We start from the raw sequence: 19,787 nt of genomic DNA, 5'->3' as shown, positions 1-19,787 counted from the left end.
ACACGAAAGAAGGGCTGCCCGCACGGACGGCCCCTCCTTCGTGGTCGGACGGCGGGCCGGGCGGCCCGCACGCGCCTACATGTGCTCGGGCGCGTTGACCCCCAGCAGGTCCAGGCCCTGCACCAGCACACGCAGCGCCACCGCGATCAGCGCCAGCCGCGACTCGCGCTCGGCCTCGGTGGAGGCGGTGAGCACCGGGCAGTGCTCGTAGAACGTGGTGAGCGCCTGCGCCAGCTCGAACAGGTACGCCGACAGCCGGTGCGGCTGGAGCAGGTCGCCGACCTGCGCCACGACCCCGCCGAAGCCCAGCAGCTTGAGCGCGAGGTCGCGCTCGGCGCTCTCGGCGACGGTGATCTCCCCGCGCGCCGACTCGGCGTCCACCCCGCCCTTGCGGAAGATGGACCGGATCCGGGCCTGCGCGTACTGCAGGTACGGGCCGGTGTTGCCGGTCAGCGCCAGCATGCGGTCGAAGTCGAACGTGTACTCGGTGTCGTGCGAGACCGACAGGTCCGCGTACTTGACCGCGCCGATGCCGACGTCGTAGGCGATCTCCGCCTGCTCCGCCGCGCTGAGGTCGGGCCGGTTCTCGGCGACGACCGCCGCGGCGCGCTCGACGGCCTCCTCCAGCAGCTGCATGAGGCGCACCGGGGCGCCGCTGCGGGTGCGCAGGATCTTGCCGTCGCTGCCCAGCACGTTGCCGATCTGCACGTGCGTGGTCTCGACACCCTCCGGCAGCCACCCGGCCTTGCGGGCGGTGGCCCAGACCATCTTGAAGTGCATGGCCTGCGGGGCGCCGACGACGTAGAGGATGCGGTCGGCCTTGAGGTCGTCCACCCGGTAGCGGACGGTGGCCAGGTCGGTGGTCGCGTAGCCGTAGCCGCCGTCGCTCTTGCGGATGATCAGCGGGACCGGCTTGTCCTCGCGGCCGGTGAAGCCGTCGAGGAACACGCACAGCGCGCCGTCGCTGACCTCGGCGATGCCCTTGCCCTCCAGCTCGTCGCACACGTCGGCGAGCATGGCGTTGTACGTGCTCTCACCCGCGAGGTTGTCGTCGGTGAGGGTGACGCCGAGCTTGGTGTAGACCTTGTTGAAGTAGACCTTCGACAGGCCGACGAGCTTGCTCCACAGGCGCAGCGTCTCCTCGTCGCCGCCCTGGAGGGCGACCACGCGGCGCCGGGCACGGGCGGCGAAGTCGTCGGCCTCGGGGCCGGAGGAGTCGAACTTGGTGCGCGCCGCCTGGTAGAAGGCGTTGGGATCGGTGGTGAGCAGGTCCGCGTCCGCGGACTCCTCGCCGACCTCCAGCAGGTGCTCGATGAGCATGCCGAAGGGCGTGCCCCAGTCACCGATGTGGTTCTGCCGGATCACGTTGTGGCCCAGGAACTCCAGCGTCCGGGCCAGGGAGTCGCCGACCACGGTCGTGCGCAGGTGCCCGACGTGCATCTCCTTGGCCACGTTGGGCGCGGAGTAGTCGAGCGGGATGTTCAGCCGCTCCTGGTGGGGGACGCCGAGGCGGGGGTCGTCCAGCAGGCGGCGGGTCTGCCCGGCGATCCAGTCCTCGCGCAGGGTCAGGTTGATGAAGCCCGGACCGCTGACCTCGACGTCGCGGCAGACGTCGGCCACGTCCAGGTGCTCCATGATCGCCGCGGACACCTCGCGCGGCTTTCGGCCCAGTCGCTTGGCGAGCGCGAGTGCGGCGTTCGCCTGGTAGTCGGCGAACTGGGACGGGCGGATGACGGGGTCGGTGTCGGCGAACTCGGGGCCGAAGGCGGCGCCGAGAGCGGACTGGACCCGTCGCGAGAGTACTTCCTGCGGGTCGGCCATGCCACCAGCGTACCGACCGGCGGCGCCTGTCCCGCCCGGCGCCGGACGCGGCCGGACGCCTGGCCGGGCGGGCCCGGCGGACCACCGTCCTTCGCGTCGTGGGGCGCGATGCCGTGTACGGGTGGTCGCGCCGTTGCTAGGGTGGGCGGCATGCAGCGCGCCTTTGTGACGACGACGCCGGAGAGTCCCCCGGCGCGCTGACCGATGCCTGATCGAAGCCCCGGGGCGAGTGCCCCGGGGCTTCGTCCTGTGGTCACTCGCTCCACCGAACGCGAGGAGACCACGATGACCGACGCGACCACCGCACCCGACCGCGCCCACGGCCGCGACCACCGCAGGATCGGCCGTGAGCTGGAGCTGTTCGACACCGATCCCCTCATCGGAGCGGGCCTGCCGTACTGGCTGCCCGACGGCGCCACCGTGCGGTACGCCCTGGAGGAGTACGTACGCGCCGAGGAGCGGCGGGCGGGGTACCGGCACGTGTACTCGCCGGTGCTCGGCAAACGGGAGCTGTACGAGCTGTCGGGACACTGGGCGCACTACCGCGACGACATGTTCCCGCCGATGGAGCTGGGCTCCGAGCAGGTGCTGTTGCGCCCCAGCCTGTGCCCGCACCACGCGCTGATCTACCGGTCCCGGTCCCGCAGCCACCGGGAGCTGCCGTTGCGCGTGGCCGAACTGGGCGCGATGTACCGCTCCGAGCTCTCGGGCGTCCTCGGCGGCCTGACCCGGGTGCGGGCGATCCAGCTCAACGACGCGCACGTGTTCTGCGCCCCGGAACAGGCCGCCGACGAGGCGGAGGCGGCCCTGGGGATGATCCGCCGCGCCTACCGGGCTCTCGGCATCGAGCCCAGCCGCTACCGCCTGTCGCTCCCCGGTCCCGGCGGCAAGTACGTCGACGATCCCGAGCTGTGGCGGCGCTCCACCGAGGTGCTCACCGAGGTGCTGGAGCGCTCCGGTGTGCCCTACGAGCCGGTGGAGGGGGAGGCGGCCTTCTACGGGCCCAAGATCGACGTCCAGATCACCGACGGCGCCGGCCGCGAGTCGACCCTGTCCACCGTCCAGGTGGACTTCCACCAGCCGAAGCAGTTCGGGCTGTCCTACATCGGGCCGGACGGGGCCAGGCACCGGCCGGTCATGGTGCACCGCAGTGTCGTCGGGAGTGTGGAACGGGCCGTCGCCCACCTGCTCGAACACCACGGCGGCGCCTTCCCGGCCTGGCTCGCGCCCGTCCAGGTGGTCGTCCTGCCGATCTCCGGGGCCGAAACCGGGGCCGCCGAGGACCTCGTCCGGCGGTGCGACGGCCTCGGGCTGCGCGCCGAGCTCGTCGGGCCCGAGCGCGGGAGCCTGGGCGCCCGCGTTCGCCGGTCCCGCCTGGCGCCCTATCAGGCCGTCGTCGGAGCGCGGGAGGCCGCCGACGGATCGGTCGCACTGCGCCTGCGCGGCGGCCGCCGTCTGGACCCGATGCCCGCGGGGGAGGCGCTGGGCCGCGTCGCCGACCGGGTACGGGCCCACGACCCGGTCCTGTGGGAGGACACCGTCGCCGCCCGGTAGCCGGGCGGCGGGCCCGTGGTGGAGCGGGGATCGTCCTCACAGGCTTTGACCTGCGTGGAGTGACGCAAGTACGTTCTACGTCGATCGTCGCGTATGTCCGTCCAACACAGTGGAGCATCTTCCATGGCACCCGCCGAGCCCGACGTAGTGACCAGCGCAGCCGTCAGTCAAGTGGCCGCCCTGCCAACGTGGTTGCAGGGCAACCTCGATCTCCTGATCGGTGTCCCCCTGCGGATCCTCCTGATCGTCGTCGGCGCGCTGATCATCCGCGCCGTGGCCAGCCGCGGGATCTCCCGACTCGTGGAGCGCGTCCTGCGTTCCGGCGAGGGCCGCGACGGGCAGCGCCGCTTCGCGCGGGGCCCCGCCGTCCTCCAGCGCGACCCGTCGCGGGCCGACGAGCGGCGCCAGCAGCGCGCCAAGACGCTCGGCTCGGTGCTCAGCAGCTTCGCGACCATCGTCATCGTGGCGACGGCCCTGGCGATGGTGCTCGGCGAGATCGGCATCGCCCTCGGCCCGCTGCTGGCCAGCGCGGGCGTGGTCGGCCTGGCGATCGGCTTCGGCGCCCAGAGCCTCGTCGCCGACTACCTGTCCGGCCTGCTCATCATGGCCGAGGACCAGTTCGGTGTCGGCGACGTCGTCGACCTCGGCGAGGCGGTCGGCGAGGTCGAGAGCGTGGGCCTGAGGATCACCCAGGTCCGCGACATCAACGGCGGCCTGTGGTACATCCGCAACGGCGAGATCCAGCGGGTGCGCAACGACAGCCAGGACTGGGCCCGCGCCGTCCTCGACGTGTCCGTGGCCTACGAGTCCAACCTGGAGAAGGTCTACGACGTCCTGGAGCGGACCGGCCGGGAGATGCGCGAGGACCCGGAGTTCGGGAAGCTCCTCCTGGAGGACCCGTCCGTCTGGGGCGTGCAGTCCCTGGACGCGGACGGCGTCGTCGTGCGTCTGGCCGCCAAGACCGTTCCCCTGGAGCAGTGGGGCGTGACCCGTGAGCTGCGCCGCCGCGTCAAGGCCGCGCTGGACTCCTCGGGCATCGAGATCCCGTTCCCCCAGCGCACCGTGTGGATGCGTTCCGGCGACGGCAGCGCCGCCTGACGGGCCCCGCTTCGGTAGAGCCTGGTCGGTCGCGAGGGCGGTCGGTAGGGTGTTCTCGGGATGCTTTCAGGTAAAGCACGACAGCGGCCCCCTGCACTCGCAGGGGGCCGCTGTCGTTTTCGCCTAGTCGCGCGTCGCCGCGCGCAGGAGTGCAGACCACTCCCCGGCCGAAACCTCCAGGTGTCCCAGTTGAGGGTTCTGGGAGTCACGGACGGCTGCTGCGTTGGTGAGGTCGGCGACCTCGACACAGTTCTGAGTGGTAGCACCGCTGTAAGAGGACTTGCGGAACTTGGGGTGGGATGTCTCAGGCATCGGAGCGCCTTACTTCATAGTGATGCGAGTCGGTCGCGGATGAGTTGTCGCGAGTCAGAGACCGACAGGGCCTCCGCCTGCACGTAGTCGTATACGTGCTGGTACCGAGTGATCTCCTCGGGCTTCTCCAAGTAGAGCTCCTCGGACATGACCTCAAGGTAGACGACGGGCGGATCCGGCAGCGGAAACTCCATGATGACGAACTGCCCCGTCATCGCAGCGTGTGGACCCCGATCTATGGGGAGCACCTGGATACCGATGTTCGACTGGGAGCCCATGTGCAAGAGGTGCTCCAACTGATCGCTCAGGGCCGGAGTGATCCGCAGGAGCGCCGCTTCGTCGAGCACCGCCCAGAACGTCACCGGCTTTGTCTTTGTGAAGACATTCTTCCTGAACATCCGGGCGTCCACGCGGGTCGTCAGCTCGTTTTCGTCGGCGACCAGGCCGTTGCCACTGATGATCGCGCGAGCATACTCCGGCGTTTGGAGAAGCCCTGGAATGCACATCGACTCGTAGGTCCGGATGGAGGATGCTTCGGACTCCAAGCCGACGAACTGTCCAGACCCGAGTGCGTCGCCGAAACTCGCCCACCAGCCCCGCTGGTTGGCCTCCCGGGCCAGAGCGACGTACGCCTCTCGGTCGGACGGATCGGTGACACCGTAGACGTCGAGCAGAGTGAGAACGTCGTCACTGTTGACGCGCTTCCAGTCGCCGCCTTCCAGACGGGTCAGTTTGCTGGCGGACCAGCCTCGCGGCTTGCCGGAACGGGCTTTTGCCTCCTTGGCGACCTTGCTGGCGGTCCAGCCAAGCTCCTCGCGCTGCTCGCGGAGCAGCCTGGACAGGCGGCGTCGCCGCAAGGTCGGGCTGGCCACGTGGGACCTCCTCAGATCACGCTTCTGCGTGCCTGATCCTACGGCCGGGCGTTGAGAAGCCGACATTCTACGCACTACCCATCACTAGACGGTGATCACGCGAAGGATTCTTACACCCTTCTTAAAATGGGTATTGCAAATCTATATGCAGAGAGTCACTATGGAATCACCTGAAGGCTCCCGCCGGACCTCCCATCCGGCCTCCATGCTGAGGAGGCGCCCTGTGCGCTACCTGACCCATGACCACGCGCGTCTCATACGCACCGGCCGAACCTGTCGGGCCTCCCGGGTGCGGGCCTACGCGCCCCCGCCGATCCCGTGGCCCCGAACTCCCGTCGACGTGCTCGGCGCGCTCGTCTCGACCCTGCTCCGGATGGGGGCGTGGGCATGATCGACATCCGCACGGAGATGCTCCTCGACGCGCTCTCGGACGCTCTCGCCCTTCCTCCCGCCGCGACCGGGAACGGTGCCGAGCTGCGCGCGAGGCTGGAGCGTCGGCGTACGGCGGCCGTGCGTGCGGCCGTCGACCACGCCCGGAGCAGCGGCGACCTGACCGAGGCCGTCGAACGGCTCGACCACGCCCTCCACGACCTCCCGCTCTGCTACCGGCCCGCGCCGGGGGAGCGCCCGACGCTGAGCGCGGTGCCGGGAGGCCGGGGATGACGCCCCGCACGGTCTGCGACATCCGCGAGCTGCCGAGCCTGCGCGCGCTGTCGGCCTGGGCCGGGTCGCACGGCACCCGGGTGCGCTACCTGGGCCCGACCCTGGAGGGAGAACCCGTCTGGGGAGCCACCAGAGGCCCTGTGACGCGCGTGGCCCGGGGGAGCCGCCCCGACCCCCACCCGGTACCCCTCGTGTGGTCCTCGCCCCTGGCACACGGCCCGGCGAACCGGTGAGCGCGCTCGACCGGGCCCTGGACTCGTTGATCGCGGGCCGGTGGATCCTCACCACCGAGGACACCGACGACGGCCGCACGCTGATCGTCGCCCACCGCCCCATCGGCTGGACCGGCCCCGGAGACCCGCACGAAGTCCTCACCGCCGTCGACCACCGTCAGATGTGGCGTCTGCTCACCCGGCGGCACGGGGAGGCGCCATGACCGCTCCGACGTAGTCCGTCCGGCTGCGGACGGCCCGGCCCGGTCCGGGGTTCAGCTCAGTCGGAGGGGCGGCGCTCCTCGGACTGGGCCAGCCGGTGCAGCCAGTTCGGCGGCCGGGTGTGCACCCGCCGCCGGATCTGGTCGCCGATCCGCCCGCCCGCCAGGTCGTGCGCGAGCTGGCAGGCGCGGGCGATGCCCTTGGCGCGGCTGTCGCCGTGCGCGATGACCACGGTCCCGTTCAGCCCCAGCAGAGCGGCGCCTCCGTAGGTCTCGCTGTCCAACCGCTCGCGCAGCTCCTTGAGCGCGCCGCGCTGGAGGAAGGCGCCCGCCTTGGCGAGCCTGGTCGAGGTCAGGGCCTGGCGCACGGCCTCCATCGCGAAGGCCGCCGTGCCCTCCACGGACTTGAGCGCCACGTTGCCGGTGTGGCCGTCGGTCACCACCACGTCCACCTTCCCGGCGAGCAGGTCGTGTCCTTCGATGTTGCCCCGGAAGTCGATGGAGTGCGCGCCCTCCGCCGTGGCGGTCAGCAGTTCGGTGGCCCGCCGGACCAGACGGTTGCCCTTGCCCGGCTCCGACCCGATGGTGAGCAGTCCCACCCGCGGTCTGCGCACGCCGAACGCCGTCTGAGCGTAGGCACAGCCCAGGTGGGCGAACTGCACGAGCATCTCCGGCTTGGCGTCGGCGTTGGCCCCGGCGTCGACCATGATGGTCGGTGTCTCGCCGGTGGGAAGTGTCACCGCCAGCGCCGGCCGCAGCACGCCGGGCTGGGTCCGCAGCCGCACGGTGGAGGTCGCCACGATGCCGCCGGTGGACCCGGCCGAGACCAGGGCGTCGGCGTCCCCGCGCCGGATGAGCCTGCACGAGACGGCCGCGCTCGACCGGGGCCGCCGCCAACTGGCCAGCGCTCCCTCGTGCATCGCGAGGTTGTCCTCGGCGTGCACGACCGGGATGTCGCGCACGGCGTCCAGTTCGGTCAGCTGGGCGTGGATCTCGGTGCGCCGACCCACGAGTACGACCCGGAGCCCGTGCTCGCGTGCGGCGATCACCGCACCCCGCACGGCCTCCCCGGGCGCGTGGTCCCCGCCCATCGCGTCCACGGCGATGATCGGCGGGGACGTGCGCGGGACCTCGGACGTCTCCGCGTCGGATGTGCCACTCAACAGGTGTGTCCTTCACGGGTGGTCGATGGGCGCACGCAGGACGTGGTGTTCCCCGTCGGCGCAGGTCCTACGGTGTCCGGCGGCGCCGCGAAGCGTGCCCTGTCAGGGGCTCGGCCGGTGGTGTGACCACACGGTATCGGGTCGCCCGTGAGGTGCCGTTGTCCGGCGGGTTCGTCTGTTCATGCGAGGATACTTCCTGTATGTCCAGGTCAGGGCTGTATTTTGGACAGACTGGGTACAAAGCCCCTTGTCGGGGTATACCCGCTCGCTGGTTCGGTCTTGCGAAACGCTCCGAACACGAATGACAACACCAATGACGGTTTCCGGTGGTTCGTCGGCGTCCTCTGTGCGTCGGAACCGCCGGATCAGGGCTGCCCGGTATCGGGTGGCCCACCCCACATGCAGGAGAGGAGAGGCGTGAGCGTTACGCCAGACGCGGCACTGTCCCCGTCCGCCGGACGTCGGTTTCGTGCCTACACGACGAAGCACCTTGACGAGCTCACGGCGCGAGCCGGTCTCGCCGCTGACGAGCGGCTCGCGGTCCAGGCGGTGGCCCAGGTGCTGCCGTTCCGGGTCAACAGCTACGTCGTCGACGAGCTGATCGACTGGGATGCCGCTCCGGACGATCCGATCTACCGGCTGGTCTTCCCGCAGGCCGACATGCTGCCGTCGGGTGACGTGGCCAGGATCGCCGATCTGCTGCGCTCTGGTGCCTCGCGCAAGGAGCTCAACGAGGCCGCGAACCACATCCGCGCCACCCTGAACCCGCACCCCGCGGGCCAGATGGACCTCAACGTGCCGAAGGTCGGCAACGAGGAGCCCGTCCCCGGCGTCCAGCACAAGTACAAGGAGACCGTGCTCTTCTTCCCCAAACAGGGGCAGACCTGCCACGCGTACTGCACGTACTGCTTCCGCTGGGCCCAGTTCGTCGGTGACGCGGACCTGAAGTTCGCCTCCAGCGACATCGACCAGCTGGTCGAGTACGTCCGCTCGCACCCCGAGGTCACCAGTGTCCTGTTCACCGGTGGCGACCCGATGATCATGGGTGAGGGGGTCATCTCCCGCTACATCGAGCCGCTGCTGGAGATCGAGCACCTGGAGGCCATCCGGATCGGGACGAAGGCGCTGGCCTACTGGCCGCAGCGCTTCGTGACCGACCCGGACGCCGACGACACGCTGCGGCTGTTCGAGAAGGTCGTCGCCTCGGGCAAGAACCTGGCCTTCATGGCGCACTTCTCGCACCCGAACGAGATGAAGCCGGAGCTGGTCCAGGAGGCGGTGCGCCGCATCCGCTCGACCGGGGCGGTCATCCGGACCCAGGCGCCGCTGATCCGCACGATCAACGACGACCCGGCGATCTGGGAGTCCATGTGGCGCACGCACCTGCGCCACGGGATGGTCCCGTACTACATGTTCGTCGAGCGCGACACGGGCCCGCAGGACTACTTCGCGGTACCGCTCGCGGAGGCCTACGAGATCTTCCGCGACGCCTACCAGAACGTGTCGGGCCTGGCCCGTACCGTGCGGGGGCCGTCGATGTCGGCGACGCCGGGCAAGGTGTGCGTCGACGGCGTGACCGAGGTGGCGGGCGAGAAGGTCTTCGTCCTGCACTTCATCCAGGCGCGCGACCCCGAACTCGTAGGCCGCCCCTTCTTCGCCAAGTACGACGAGAAGGCCGCCTGGCTGTTCGACCTCAAGCCCGCTCTCGGCGCCACCCACTTCCCGTGGGAGAACGCGCCGGTCGCGTCCGCGGGCGGTCTGGTGGACCCCACGCGCCTCTAGCGCCTCCGGCGCGGCCCGGTCGGCCGTGGTCCGCCACAGCCGACCGAGCCGGCCCGGTGATGGGACCGACAAGGAGCCCGGCACCCCTCGGGGTGCCGGGCTCCTCTCGCGCGCCTGCTCCGTGGACGGAAGGGCCGTGCGCGGCCGGGGGAGACCGCGCGGACCCCCGGAGCGGGCGCGTATCCGGGCTGGTCTTCGTCGTGGGAAGGGGCGTCGGGGCCCGGGCCCGTCGTCAGCCCAGCAGTTGGTCGAACTCGCCGGTCTTGGCGCCGCGGACGAAGGCCTCGATCTCGCTGGGCGTGTAGACGAGGGCGGGGCCGTGCGGGTCTCGCGAATTGCGGACGGCGATGTCGCCGTCCGGCAGGGTGGCGACCTCAACGCAGTTCCCGTCCGGATTGCTCCAGCTGCTCTTGGTCCATACGACCTTGGGCAGTTGACCGGCGGGGACGCCGTTGTAGATCGGCTGCATCTCAACCTCCTGAACTCCGGGCGGACGCGTGAGCGGGGGTTCACGCGCGGCGGTCCAGTCCGCCGCACCAGACGTGTCCGACCACCGGGGGGTGGGAGGACGGGGCCCGGCCAGGGGTGGCCGATCGCTCCGTCCGGTTTGTCCCGGTGCGGGTCCACAGAGTAGCCCATGCACGTGCATCCGTGATTGCAGCCGTAAGTACATCTGGATGAACCCGTAGTCATCGGCGGACGAAACCGCATGTCATGGCTAACGCGCGCGGTTGAGTGACGGTTCAGTGAACGGGGATCGTTGCCGTGTCGTGGCCGAAGCCGGTCACGATCGCTGCGCAGTGCTCCTGTGGTGCGACGGAGGGTGACGACACTGGGGGTGGGCCTGCGAGGTCCGTGAACGCTCGGGAGCGGCGGGAGAAGAAGCCGGACGGGAGGGGGGAGGAAAGCAGGGAAGGGGAGAGGGAGGTCGGGCGGAGGGGCGCCCGGACGCGAACGGCGTCGTGGGTCCTAGGAGTAGCGCTCCAGGAACCCGCTCAGGATCTCCTCGGTCCTGGTCGGAGGCGGGGCCTGCGTGGCCAGGTGGTCCATCGTCTGCGCGTACCGGTGGGTGTCGTCGAACTTGTCGAAGTACAGGGCGCTGTTCAGCTGCTCCAGGTAGACCACGTCGGGCAGTTGCGGCGTGGGGAAGCGCAGGATGCTGAACGGGCCGCCCGCGGCCGGGTGGCCGCCCATGGCGAACGTCGCGATCTGGATGGTGACGTTGGGGCGGCGGGCGATCCGGATCAGGTACTCGATCTGCTCCCGCATCACCCCGGGTCCTCCGTAGGGGCGGTGCAGGACGGCCTCGTCGATGACGGCCCACAGGCGCGGGGCGTCCGCCGGCGCCTCCGGTTCGGCGAAGCGCGCCTGGCGGCGCATGCGCATCTGCACACGACTGTCGACGTCCTCGTCGGACCTCGCGGTACGGGACAGGCGCACCACGGACCGCGCGTACTCGCGGGTCTGGAGCAGGCCGGGCACGAACTGGACCTCGAACGTACGGATGACCGAGGCGGCCTCCTCCAACCCGACGTAGACGCCGAACCACTGGGGCAGGACGTCGCCGTACTTGTGCCACCAGCCCTGCGCGTTGGCGCTGGAGATGAGCCCGAGGAGCGCCTCGCGCTGGTCGGCGTCGTCGACTCCGTAGAGCTTGAGCAGGTCGTCGACGTCGCGGCGCTTGAAGCTGACCTGGCCGAGTTCCATCCGGCTGATCTTGGCGTGCGAGGCACGGATGGCGTACCCGGCGTCGTGCCGGGAAATACCCTTCTCCTTCCGCAGCCTCCTGAGCTGGGTTCCGAGGAGAATGCGCAGCACAGTGGGACCGCCACTGGAATTAGCCAGGAAATCCTCACTGACCTGCAGGTTCATTGCATGATCGGCGACCACTTCGCCTCCCTGTAGCGGCTTTGGCGCGAGCGACCGCTCAGTATACCGAGCAGGTCTGGTTTGGGACAGGGGGTCGCTGAAGTCCTCGTTCGGGCGGTCCGTGACGCGCGATCCATGTGTCGCGTGCGGTGTTCCTGTGTGAATTCTTGCAATGACATCTACCAATAAGTGCTGATCGTCCTATAGTGTGGCCGGACGTTGAACTGCACGTGCATCTGTGTCTTACCGATGTAAGCCACAACCGGCGCCCCTGGCCGGTACGCACGACCCGACGTCACATGGTGAGGACCGTGATGAACGCAGAGCTGGTGCCGTCGGAGCTGGACACCGAGGCATCCCGTCCCCCCGCTCGTCTCGCGGAGGTCGCCGACGACTCCCCCGGCGGCTGGTGGGAGAACGCCCTGGGCCGGCTTCGGGTGGGCGAGCGCGTACGCACCCCCGAGGGCGCCGCACAGGCCTTCCCCTCCACGGCGGACTCGGTGAGCGCGGCCCGGCGATTCGTGGCCGAGACCGTGGCCGAATGGGGCCTGACGGGAGTCGCCGAGGACCTGCGCCTGGTCGCCTCCGAGCTGGTGGGCAACGCCTGTCGGCACGCCGTCCCCGCGGGTGCGGACCCGGCACGTGTGCGCGTCCTGGTCCAGGTGCGGCTGCTGCGCGACCGGTCGGCGGTGGCGTGCGTGGTCGCCGACTCCAGCCCGCGCGCGCCGATGCGGGTGGACGCCCACCACTTCGCCGAGTCCGGCAGGGGCCTGGGGCTGGTCTCGGCGTTCAGCCGTGACTGGGGCTGGAACCCGGTTCCGGGCTTCGGCAAGGTCGTCTGGGCCATCTGCGGCGCCGAGGAGACCAGGCGCTAGAGGGTCGGGGCGAGGGGCGCGCGAGGGGCATCGCGCCGGGATGTGGACGGCAGCGGATCGTCGCCCGGAGCGAGTAGTCTGGCTATACAAATCGGCTTTCGGCCGATCAGGACAGACAACCCTTCCATCCGAGCCCGGGAGTGAGGCGTGGCCGTACTGGACACGGGACAGGGCCGGTTCGTGTGTGACGGCACGACCGTCGTCGAGCTGAGCGGTGAGATCGACATCGCTACCGCCGACCAGGTGTTCGCCGACCTGGTGACGGCGGCCTCCGAGGGCTGCGTCGTCGTCGACCTGTCCGAGGTGGAGTTCATCGACGCCTCAGGCGTCAACGCCCTCGTGGGCGCCATGCGCGCCGCCGTACGCGCCCACCACCACCTGGCGCTGGCCAACCCGCCCGCGCAGCTCACGCGCATCCTGGACGTCCTGGCGCTGCACGCGGTCCTGCCCACCCACCCCGACGTCGACACGGCACTGGCCGCGCACCGCTCGATGGTCCCCGCGCCCCGACGCCGCTGAGGCGTTCCGGCGGCGATCGTCGGCCCGGCCCCCGTGCGTTCGCCCGGAAGGCCCGGGGCGGTCCCGCGCACCGCGCGCAGACCCGCGGACGACAACGGGGTGCGTCCGCAGAGGTCGCGACCCCTACCGGACACACCCCGGTGCCGGACTTCCCGCTACTCCACCGTGACGCTCTTGGCGAGGTTGCGCGGCTGGTCCACGTCGTTGCCCTTGGCCAGCGCCAGCTCGCACGCGAACACCTGCATCGGGATCGTCGACACGATCGGCTGGAGCAGGGTCGGCACGGCCGGGATCTCGATGAGCACGTCCGAGTACGGGCGCACCGACTCGTCGCCCTCCTCGGCGATGACGATGGTGCGGGCGCCGCGGGCGCGCACCTCCTGGATGTTCGACACGATCTTGTCGTGCAGCACGCTGCGCCCCTTGGGCGAGGGCACCACGACGACGACCGGGAGGCCGTCCTCGATCAGCGCGATCGGCCCGTGCTTGAGCTCGCCGGCCGCGAACGCCTCGGCGTGCATGTAGGCGAGCTCCTTGAGCTTGAGCGCGCCCTCCATCGCCACCGGATAGCCGACGTGGCGGCCCAGGAACAGCACCGTGTCGACGTCGGCCAGGGACCGGGCCAGCTCGCGGACCGGCTGCACCGTGTCCAGGACCCGCTCCACCTGCTCGGGCATGGTGGCCAGCTGGGCGATGACCGTGTTGATCTCGTCGCCGAACTTCAGCCCGCGCACCTGCGCCAGGTAGAGGCCGATGAGGTAGCAGGCCGCCAGCTGGGTGAGGAAGGTCTTGGTGGCGGCCACGCCGACCTCGGGCCCGGCGTGGGTGTAGAGCACGCCGTCGGACTCGCGCGGGATCGTGGACCCGTTGACGTTGCAGATCGCCAGCACGCGGGCGCGCTGCTCGCGGGCGTAGCGGACCGCCATCAGGGTGTCCATGCTCTCGCCGGACTGGGAGATGGCGATGACCAGGGTCTGCTGGTCCAGGATGGGGTCGCGGTAGCGGAACTCGCTGGCGACCTCCACCTCGCACGGGATGCGGCACCAGTGCTCGATCGCGTACTTGGCGATCAGGCCCGCGTGGTAGGAGGTGCCGCAGGCGATGATGACGATCTTCTCGACCGAGCGCAGTTCCTGGGGGGTCAGGCGCATCTCGTCGAGCGTGAGCTGCCCGTCGACCGAGACACGGCCCAGGAGGGTGTCGGCGACCGCCTGGGGCTGCTCGACGATCTCCTTGAGCATGAAGTACTCGTAGCCGCCCTTCTCGGCGGCGGAGGCGTCCCAGTCCACGTGGTACTCGCGCACGTCCACCGGGTTGCCGTCGTAGTCGGTGACGGCGACGGAGTCGGCGCGCAGCTCCACGACCTGGTCCTGGCCCAGCTCGACGGCCTCGCGGGTGTGCGCGATGAACGCGGCGACGTCACTGGCCAGGAAGTTCTCGCCCTCGCCGCGGCCGACGACGAGCGGGGAGTTGCGGCGGGCCGCGACGACCAGCCCGGGGTCGTGCACGGAGGCGGCCACGAGGGTGAAGGCGCCCTCCAGGCGGCGGCACACGCTGCGCATGGCGCCCGCCAGGTCGCCGTCGCCGCGGTCGGCCAGCTCGGTGGAGAGCAGGTGGGAGGCGACCTCGGTGTCGGTCTCCGAGAGGAACTTGCAGCCCCTCTCCTCCAGCTCCAGGCGCAGGGAGGCGAAGTTCTCGATGATGCCGTTGTGGACCACCGCGACCCGGTTGTCGTTGTCGACATGGGGGTGGGCGTTGACATCGTTCGGGGCGCCGTGGGTGGCCCACCGCGTATGCCCGATCCCGGCGCCGTCACCACTGATGGGGGCGGCTTCCAGAGCGCTGCGCAGGTTGGCGAGCTTGCCCGCCCGCTTCTCGCTCCGCAGGACGCCGTCACCGATGACGGCCACACCCGCGGAGTCGTATCCGCGGTACTCCAACCTTGCGAGGCCGTTCACGACGACCTCTAGCGCCGGTTGCGGCCCGACGTAGCCAACGATTCCGCACATGGCCGCCAGCGTAGGCGAAAAGGGGCGCTGTTTCGACCAACCACTCACCCATACCACTGGTTGTTTTCGCAGGTAGCGGTATAGACCATTTGGTGTATGGGTGGTAGACCACGCAGGTGGGGGGCCGATGGGGGTGCCGAGTGGAGCGGATTTCGGCACGTCCGCCGCCGGCCGAAAAACCTTCGGGAACGCGCGGGTGAACGTGTGGTTTCGCCCACGTTGTACGCCCAGGTCCGGGCTGGGGGCGACCGGGTGCGAAGCGCGGTGGGGGCCCTCGTCTAGGGTGGTCACTCGTGTCCCAGACGACGAAGAACGGCCTGTCATCGCCGTACGTGGAGCTGGACCGGGAGGCCTGGGCGGCCCTCCGGGCCTCCACACCCCTGTCCCTGACCGAAGAGGATCTCGCCGTCCTGCGGGGTACCACGGACCCCACGTCCCTGGACGACGTGCGCGACATCTACCTGCCGCTGTCTCGCCTGCTCAACCTCTACGTGGGCGCCACGCAGCAGCGGCACGCCGCCGTGCGCGCGTTCCTGGGGGAGGCGGACCGCCCTTCGCCGTTCATCATCGGTGTGGCCGGAAGCGTCGCGGTCGGCAAGTCCACCACGGCCCGGCTGCTGAGGTCCCTGCTGGCGCAGTGGCCCAACCATCCGAACGTGGAGCTGGTCAGCACCGACAACTTCCTCTACCCGAACGCGGTGCTGCAGTCGCGCGGGCTGATGCGGAGGAAGGGCTTCCCGGAGAGCTACGACCGCCGCGCGCTGGTGCGGTTCGTGTCGGAGATGAAGGCCGGGGCGGAGCGCATCGACATCCCCGTCTACTCGCACCTGAGCTACGACGTGGTGCCGCGGGAGAAGCAGACGGTGCTGCGCCCGGACATCCTCATCGTCGAGGGCATCAACGTGCTCCAGCCGGCCACGGCCGGCCGGCTCTCCGTGGCGGACTTCTTCGACTACTCGATCTACGTCGACGCCAAGGTCGAGAACATCCGCGGGTGGTACCTGGACCGCTTCCGGGAGCTGCGGCGGACGGCGTTCTCCGACCCCCGCTCGTACTTCCACCACATGGCCACCTCCATCAGCGAGGAGGAGGCGCTGGAGTTCGCGGCCAACACGTGGCGGACGATCAACGAGATCAACCTGGTCGAGAACATCCGCCCGACGCGGGGGCGGGCCACGCTGGTCCTGTACAAGGGCGACGACCACCGGGTGCGCCGGGTGCGGTTGCGCAAGACGTAGCTCCTTTGGGCCTCCGCTTCGCTTTGGCCCGTGCTCGGGGCGCTGGAGAGCCAGTGTTCTTCGGCCTCGTTCGTGCTGGCGCTCGTTCCTCGCTTCAGCTACGCCCTCGGCCTGCAGAACACTGGCGCGCCCCTCGCGAACCCCCTGTGGCCGGGGCCCGCGAGCCCGGTTTGGCCCCTGGGGCGGGGCGGCGCTAGGCTGATGGCTCTTTTGGCGGCGCACCCCTTGGGGTGCCCATGGATCGGAACGAACCGGGCCCTCGTGGCGACCGGGGCGGGACCCGCGCACGCGCGCCGCCGCGTCACTGTCCCGCCGCACCCTCCGAGGTCCCGCCATGACCACGACCGATCCCTCCGCGACGCCCGTGAGCCCTGAGCTCCAGGCCGAACGCGACCACCTCGACGCCGCCCGCGCCGCGCTGCGGCGGATGCGCGAGAACGTCGAGGGCACCGAACTGATGCTCGGCGACGTCGTCAACGACAAGGTCACCAACGCCGCGCTGCGCAAGGGCCGGGAGCGGCGGATCGCCGCGCTGGCCGACGTGCCCGGCGCGCCCCTGTTCTTCGGCCGCCTGGACTTCGACCCCGGCACGGTCTTCCTGCACGAGGACGGCGACGCCGACCGCGTGCACATCGGGCGGCGCCACGTGCACGACCCCGACGGGCGGCCCATGGTGCTCGACTGGCGGGCGCCGGTGTGCGTCGCCTACTACCGGGCCTCGCCCGGCGACCGGATGGGCGTGCGCGTGCGCCGGCGGTACGGCTTCGGCGGCGGGGCCCTCCTGACGGCCTTCGAGGACGAGGACCTGGTCGGTGACACGCCGGCGGCGGACGCCGGGGGCGACCTGCTCGCCACGGAGATCGAGCGTCCGCGCACGGGCCCCATGCGCGACATCGTCGCCACCATCCAGCCCGAACAGGACGACCTGGTCCGCGCCCCGCTGGAGACCACCCTGTGCGTGCAGGGCGCGCCGGGGACCGGTAAGACCGCCGTGGGCCTGCACCGCATCGCCTTCCTGCTGTACACCGAGCGCGAGCGGCTGTCCCGGTCCGGAGTGGCGATCATCGGCCCCAACCGGTCGTTCCTGTCCTACATCCGCGACGTCCTGCCGGCCCTGGGCGAGGTCGACGTCGCCCAGACCACCGTCGAGGAGCTGGTGGGCACGGGACTGCCCGTACGCCGGGTGGAGGAGCCCGCCGCGGCGCGGGTCAAGGGGCAGGCGCGGATGGCCGAGGTGCTGCGGCGCGACCTGTGGGCGCACCTGCGCTCCCCGGAGGAGACCGTCATGGTGCGCCGGGGCTCGCGCCGCTGGCGCCTGTACCCGGAGGACCTGCGCCCGCTGCTGGACGAGCTCGCCACCCGCGGCGTCGCCTACGGATCCGGGCGGGACCTGCTGTCGCACCGGATCGCCCACGCGGTCCTGTCGCTCATGGAGGGCGCCGGGGAGGTCTGCGACGACCGCACCCACCAGCAGGTGCGCCGGGACCCGGCGGTGCGCTCGGCGGTCACGGCCCTGTGGCCCAAGGTCGACCCGCACAAGATGGTGCTGGGGCTGCTCACCGACCCCGAACGCCTCGCCCGCGCGGCCGACGGCCTGCTCACCGCCGAGGAACAGGCCGCCGTGCTGCTGCCGGGGCGCCCGCGCGGGCCGAAGTCGGCCCGGTGGTCGCTGGAGGACCTGGTGCTCATCGACGAGGCCGCCGCGATGATCGAGCGCCCCGTGGGCCTCGGGCACGTCGTGGTGGACGAGGCACAGGACCTGAGCCCGATGCAGGCGCGCGCCGTGGGACGGCGCTGCGCCTCGGGGTCGCTGACCGTGCTCGGCGACATCGCCCAGGGCACGAGCCCGGCGGCCGCCGCGAACTGGTCGACGCTGCTGGAGCACCTGGACAAGCCGACCGGCCATCTGCGCGTCCTGGACCGGGGCTACCGGGTCCCGGCGCAGATCATCGACTTCGCCGCGCGGCTGCTGCCCGAGATCGCCCCCGGGCTGGGCGCCCCGGTGGCGGTGCGCCGCGCGCCGGGGGCCCTGCGGGTCAGCCACGCGCGGGACGGCCTGGCGGCGGGCGTCGCCGAGGCGTGCCGCGGCGCGTTGGAGGGGGAGGGCTCGGTCGGGCTGATCGCCGCCGACGACCAGCTCGCCGCGCTGAGGGAGGCCCTGGCGGAGGAGGGGCTGCCGACACCGCTGCTGGGGGAGGGCGACACCGGTCTGGACGCCGCCCGCCTGGTCGCGGTCCCGGCGAGCCTGGCCAAGGGTCTGGAGTTCGACGCGGTGGTGGTCGCCGAGCCCGCGGCCATCGTGGAGGCGGAGGAGCGCGGAACCAACCGCCTCTACGTGGTGCTCACCCGCGCGGTGAGCACCCTGCACGTGGTCCACGCCCGCCCGCTGCCCGCCGCCCTCGGCTAGGGCGTGTGTGGCCAGCCCGGCGACGGTGCCGTTCTCCACGACGCCCGGCACGATGGTCAGCCCCGCGCAGGCCGGGGCCCACTCCGACGATCTCCCTCGTTCCCAGGAGCAGGTCGGCGCCGTCCAGGTCGCCGATCACCGGGTCGAGCGTGCGCACGGTGGCGTTGACGAACAGCAGCGGACGCCCCGGCTCGGCGGTGATGGTCTCCAAGAGGCTCTGGTCGAACAGCCTGGTGTTCATGGTCCAACTTCCGAAGGTGTGGGGCAGGGACGCTTCCACCCTGACCTTCGGACACCCCGGCGACCAGGCCGGACTCCGCCCAGGAGTGGCACACCCAGGCTGGGCCCGTCATGCCCGCCGGGGGAAGCCGGACAGTCCGCTAGCCGGACGCGGAGAGGCTGCTGCGGGGGGTCCGCTTCCACGGGCCGGGGAGGACGCCGGCGCAGAGCAGCCACAGTGCGACCGTCACCAGGTGGGCGCGTTCCAGGAGCCCGAGCGTGACCCCCGGGGCTCCGGAGCCGTCAGTGGCCAGCACGCGGCCCGCCAGGACCAGCACGGCCGTGACAGCCACGGCCTGGAGCGCGGCGACGACGGCCACCGGCAGCCACGACCGGATCCCGTGGAGCCGCAGGCTCACCGCCAGGGACACCACGCCCAGCAGGCCCGCGAGCATGGCGACCACGGACACCGCCGCCTGGGCCACGGTGGCTCCGGCGAGCCCCTCGACCAGGGACTCCGCGGCGCACGCGACGTCGGTGGACACCGCGCACGGGCCGGGCAGCACGGACGCGGTGAGCGAGGCGGCGCCGAACACCGCCATCGAGGCCCACGACACCGTCAGCCACCGGCGCGACCAGCGCGCGCCCAGGGACAGGCCCAGGGCGGCGGCGAGCACGACCAGGATCGACGCGATGCGGTGCGCGTCGTCCAGGAACCGGCCGAAGGACGAGTCGGGATCGGCCAGGACGCCCTGCGCCGCCCCGACACCCGGCAGGACGACCTCCACGACCCAGAAACTGAAGACGATCGAGGCGGCCACGGCCGCGACACGACCGTCCCGCTGGTCCCAGTGCACATGGTCCGAAATGGTGTGGGGCATGGCGCGCTCCCTGTTCCCGCGACGTTGGGCGACGACGGGCCGAACGGGATCGGTCTACCCCTCGCGCCACGT

The 19,787-nt window shown here is 71.0% G+C and carries 18 protein-coding genes; 10 read left to right on the top strand and 8 right to left on the bottom strand.

Annotated elements, in window-relative coordinates; translation table 11 throughout:
* Positions 1-75 precede the first annotated feature (75 nt).
* Positions 76-1,821 carry an arginine--tRNA ligase gene (argS, locus tag M1P99_RS08015; RefSeq protein WP_304452021.1) on the bottom strand — a complete coding sequence of 582 codons (1,746 nt, stop codon included), beginning with the start codon at positions 1,819-1,821 and terminating at the stop codon, positions 76-78.
* Positions 1,822-2,106: 285 nt separating this feature from the next.
* On the opposite strand from argS, the gene thrS reads away from it, so the two are divergent.
* Both thrS and M1P99_RS08005 read left to right on the top strand, forming a co-directional pair.
* On the top strand, positions 2,107-3,375 hold the full coding sequence (gene thrS / locus M1P99_RS08010; RefSeq protein WP_304452020.1) for a threonine--tRNA ligase: 1,269 nt from the start codon (positions 2,107-2,109) through the stop codon (positions 3,373-3,375).
* 123 nt (positions 3,376-3,498) lie between these two features.
* Positions 3,499-4,473: a mechanosensitive ion channel family protein gene (locus M1P99_RS08005; RefSeq protein WP_304452019.1), complete on the top strand. Its 975-nt coding sequence runs from the start codon at positions 3,499-3,501 to the stop codon at positions 4,471-4,473.
* Positions 4,474-4,596: 123 nt separating this feature from the next.
* Here M1P99_RS08005 and M1P99_RS08000 read toward each other — a convergent pair whose 3' ends face one another.
* The gene (locus M1P99_RS08000; RefSeq protein WP_179825644.1) at positions 4,597-4,785 is read right to left on the bottom strand and encodes a DUF397 domain-containing protein; all 189 of its coding nucleotides are present in this window, start codon (positions 4,783-4,785) and stop codon (positions 4,597-4,599) included.
* Between the two features lie 14 nt (positions 4,786-4,799).
* Positions 4,800-5,657, bottom strand: a complete 858-nt coding sequence (locus tag M1P99_RS07995) for a helix-turn-helix transcriptional regulator (protein ID WP_304452018.1) — start codon at positions 5,655-5,657, stop codon at positions 4,800-4,802.
* A 387-nt stretch (positions 5,658-6,044) separates the two neighbouring features.
* On the opposite strand from M1P99_RS07995, the gene M1P99_RS07990 reads away from it, so the two are divergent.
* Genes M1P99_RS07990 through M1P99_RS07980 form a run of 3 tightly spaced genes read left to right on the top strand, consistent with a single transcriptional unit; the run spans position 6,045 to position 6,756 of the window.
* The gene (locus tag M1P99_RS07990; RefSeq protein ID WP_304452017.1) at positions 6,045-6,320 is read left to right on the top strand and encodes a hypothetical protein; all 276 of its coding nucleotides are present in this window, start codon (positions 6,045-6,047) and stop codon (positions 6,318-6,320) included.
* Entirely contained in the window at positions 6,317-6,553 is a 237-nt protein-coding gene (locus M1P99_RS07985) for a hypothetical protein (protein WP_304452016.1), read from the top strand. The genes M1P99_RS07990 and M1P99_RS07985 overlap by 4 nt, the downstream gene beginning before the upstream one ends.
* Positions 6,550-6,756 carry a hypothetical protein gene (locus M1P99_RS07980; RefSeq protein WP_304452015.1) on the top strand — a complete coding sequence of 69 codons (207 nt, stop codon included), beginning with the start codon at positions 6,550-6,552 and terminating at the stop codon, positions 6,754-6,756. The genes M1P99_RS07985 and M1P99_RS07980 overlap by 4 nt, the downstream gene beginning before the upstream one ends.
* A 56-nt stretch (positions 6,757-6,812) precedes the next feature.
* Here the strand turns inward: M1P99_RS07980 and plsX are convergent, their stop codons facing one another.
* Positions 6,813-7,916, bottom strand: coding sequence for a phosphate acyltransferase PlsX (gene plsX / locus M1P99_RS07975; protein WP_304452014.1), 1,104 nt, complete (start codon positions 7,914-7,916; stop codon positions 6,813-6,815).
* A gap of 417 nt (positions 7,917-8,333) precedes the next feature.
* Between plsX and M1P99_RS07970 the strand changes: the two genes are divergently transcribed.
* Positions 8,334-9,698, top strand: a complete 1,365-nt coding sequence (locus M1P99_RS07970) for a KamA family radical SAM protein (protein WP_304452013.1) — start codon at positions 8,334-8,336, stop codon at positions 9,696-9,698.
* 232 nt (positions 9,699-9,930) lie between these two features.
* Here the strand turns inward: M1P99_RS07970 and M1P99_RS07965 are convergent, their stop codons facing one another.
* Both M1P99_RS07965 and M1P99_RS07960 read right to left on the bottom strand, forming a co-directional pair.
* Positions 9,931-10,167 carry a DUF397 domain-containing protein gene (locus tag M1P99_RS07965; RefSeq protein WP_304452012.1) on the bottom strand — a complete coding sequence of 79 codons (237 nt, stop codon included), beginning with the start codon at positions 10,165-10,167 and terminating at the stop codon, positions 9,931-9,933.
* Between the two features lie 500 nt (positions 10,168-10,667).
* Positions 10,668-11,570 (bottom strand): helix-turn-helix transcriptional regulator, encoded by a 903-nt coding sequence (locus M1P99_RS07960; RefSeq protein WP_304452011.1) that lies wholly within the window; start codon positions 11,568-11,570, stop codon positions 10,668-10,670.
* Positions 11,571-11,881: 311 nt separating this feature from the next.
* On the opposite strand from M1P99_RS07960, the gene M1P99_RS07955 reads away from it, so the two are divergent.
* Complete coding sequence (locus tag M1P99_RS07955) at positions 11,882-12,442, top strand: ATP-binding protein (protein ID WP_304452010.1); 561 nt, start codon at positions 11,882-11,884, stop codon at positions 12,440-12,442.
* Positions 12,443-12,589: 147 nt separating this feature from the next.
* The gene (locus M1P99_RS07950; protein WP_304452009.1) at positions 12,590-12,961 is read left to right on the top strand and encodes an STAS domain-containing protein; all 372 of its coding nucleotides are present in this window, start codon (positions 12,590-12,592) and stop codon (positions 12,959-12,961) included.
* A 155-nt stretch (positions 12,962-13,116) separates the two neighbouring features.
* Here the strand turns inward: M1P99_RS07950 and glmS are convergent, their stop codons facing one another.
* A complete protein-coding gene (glmS, locus tag M1P99_RS07945) occupies positions 13,117-14,970 on the bottom strand; it encodes a glutamine--fructose-6-phosphate transaminase (isomerizing) (protein ID WP_304452008.1) in 1,854 nt (617 codons plus the stop codon).
* A gap of 332 nt (positions 14,971-15,302) precedes the next feature.
* On the opposite strand from glmS, the gene coaA reads away from it, so the two are divergent.
* Both coaA and M1P99_RS07935 read left to right on the top strand, forming a co-directional pair.
* Positions 15,303-16,208 (top strand): type I pantothenate kinase, encoded by a 906-nt coding sequence (gene coaA / locus M1P99_RS07940; protein ID WP_304455626.1) that lies wholly within the window; start codon positions 15,303-15,305, stop codon positions 16,206-16,208.
* Positions 16,209-16,542: 334 nt separating this feature from the next.
* Positions 16,543-18,615, top strand: coding sequence for an AAA family ATPase (locus M1P99_RS07935; protein ID WP_304452007.1), 2,073 nt, complete (start codon positions 16,543-16,545; stop codon positions 18,613-18,615).
* Between the two features lie 380 nt (positions 18,616-18,995).
* On the opposite strand, the gene M1P99_RS07930 is transcribed toward M1P99_RS07935, so the two are convergent.
* Complete coding sequence (locus tag M1P99_RS07930; protein WP_304452006.1) at positions 18,996-19,715, bottom strand: DUF998 domain-containing protein; 720 nt, start codon at positions 19,713-19,715, stop codon at positions 18,996-18,998.
* Positions 19,716-19,787: the final 72 nt, after the last annotated feature.

Origin of the sequence: Nocardiopsis sp. YSL2 (genome assembly GCF_030555055.1) — a bacterium.
Classification (GTDB): Bacteria; Actinomycetota; Actinomycetes; order Streptosporangiales; family Streptosporangiaceae; genus Nocardiopsis.
Note: the sequence above shows the minus strand (reverse complement) of the source record. Positions and strands in the feature narration are given on the sequence as shown.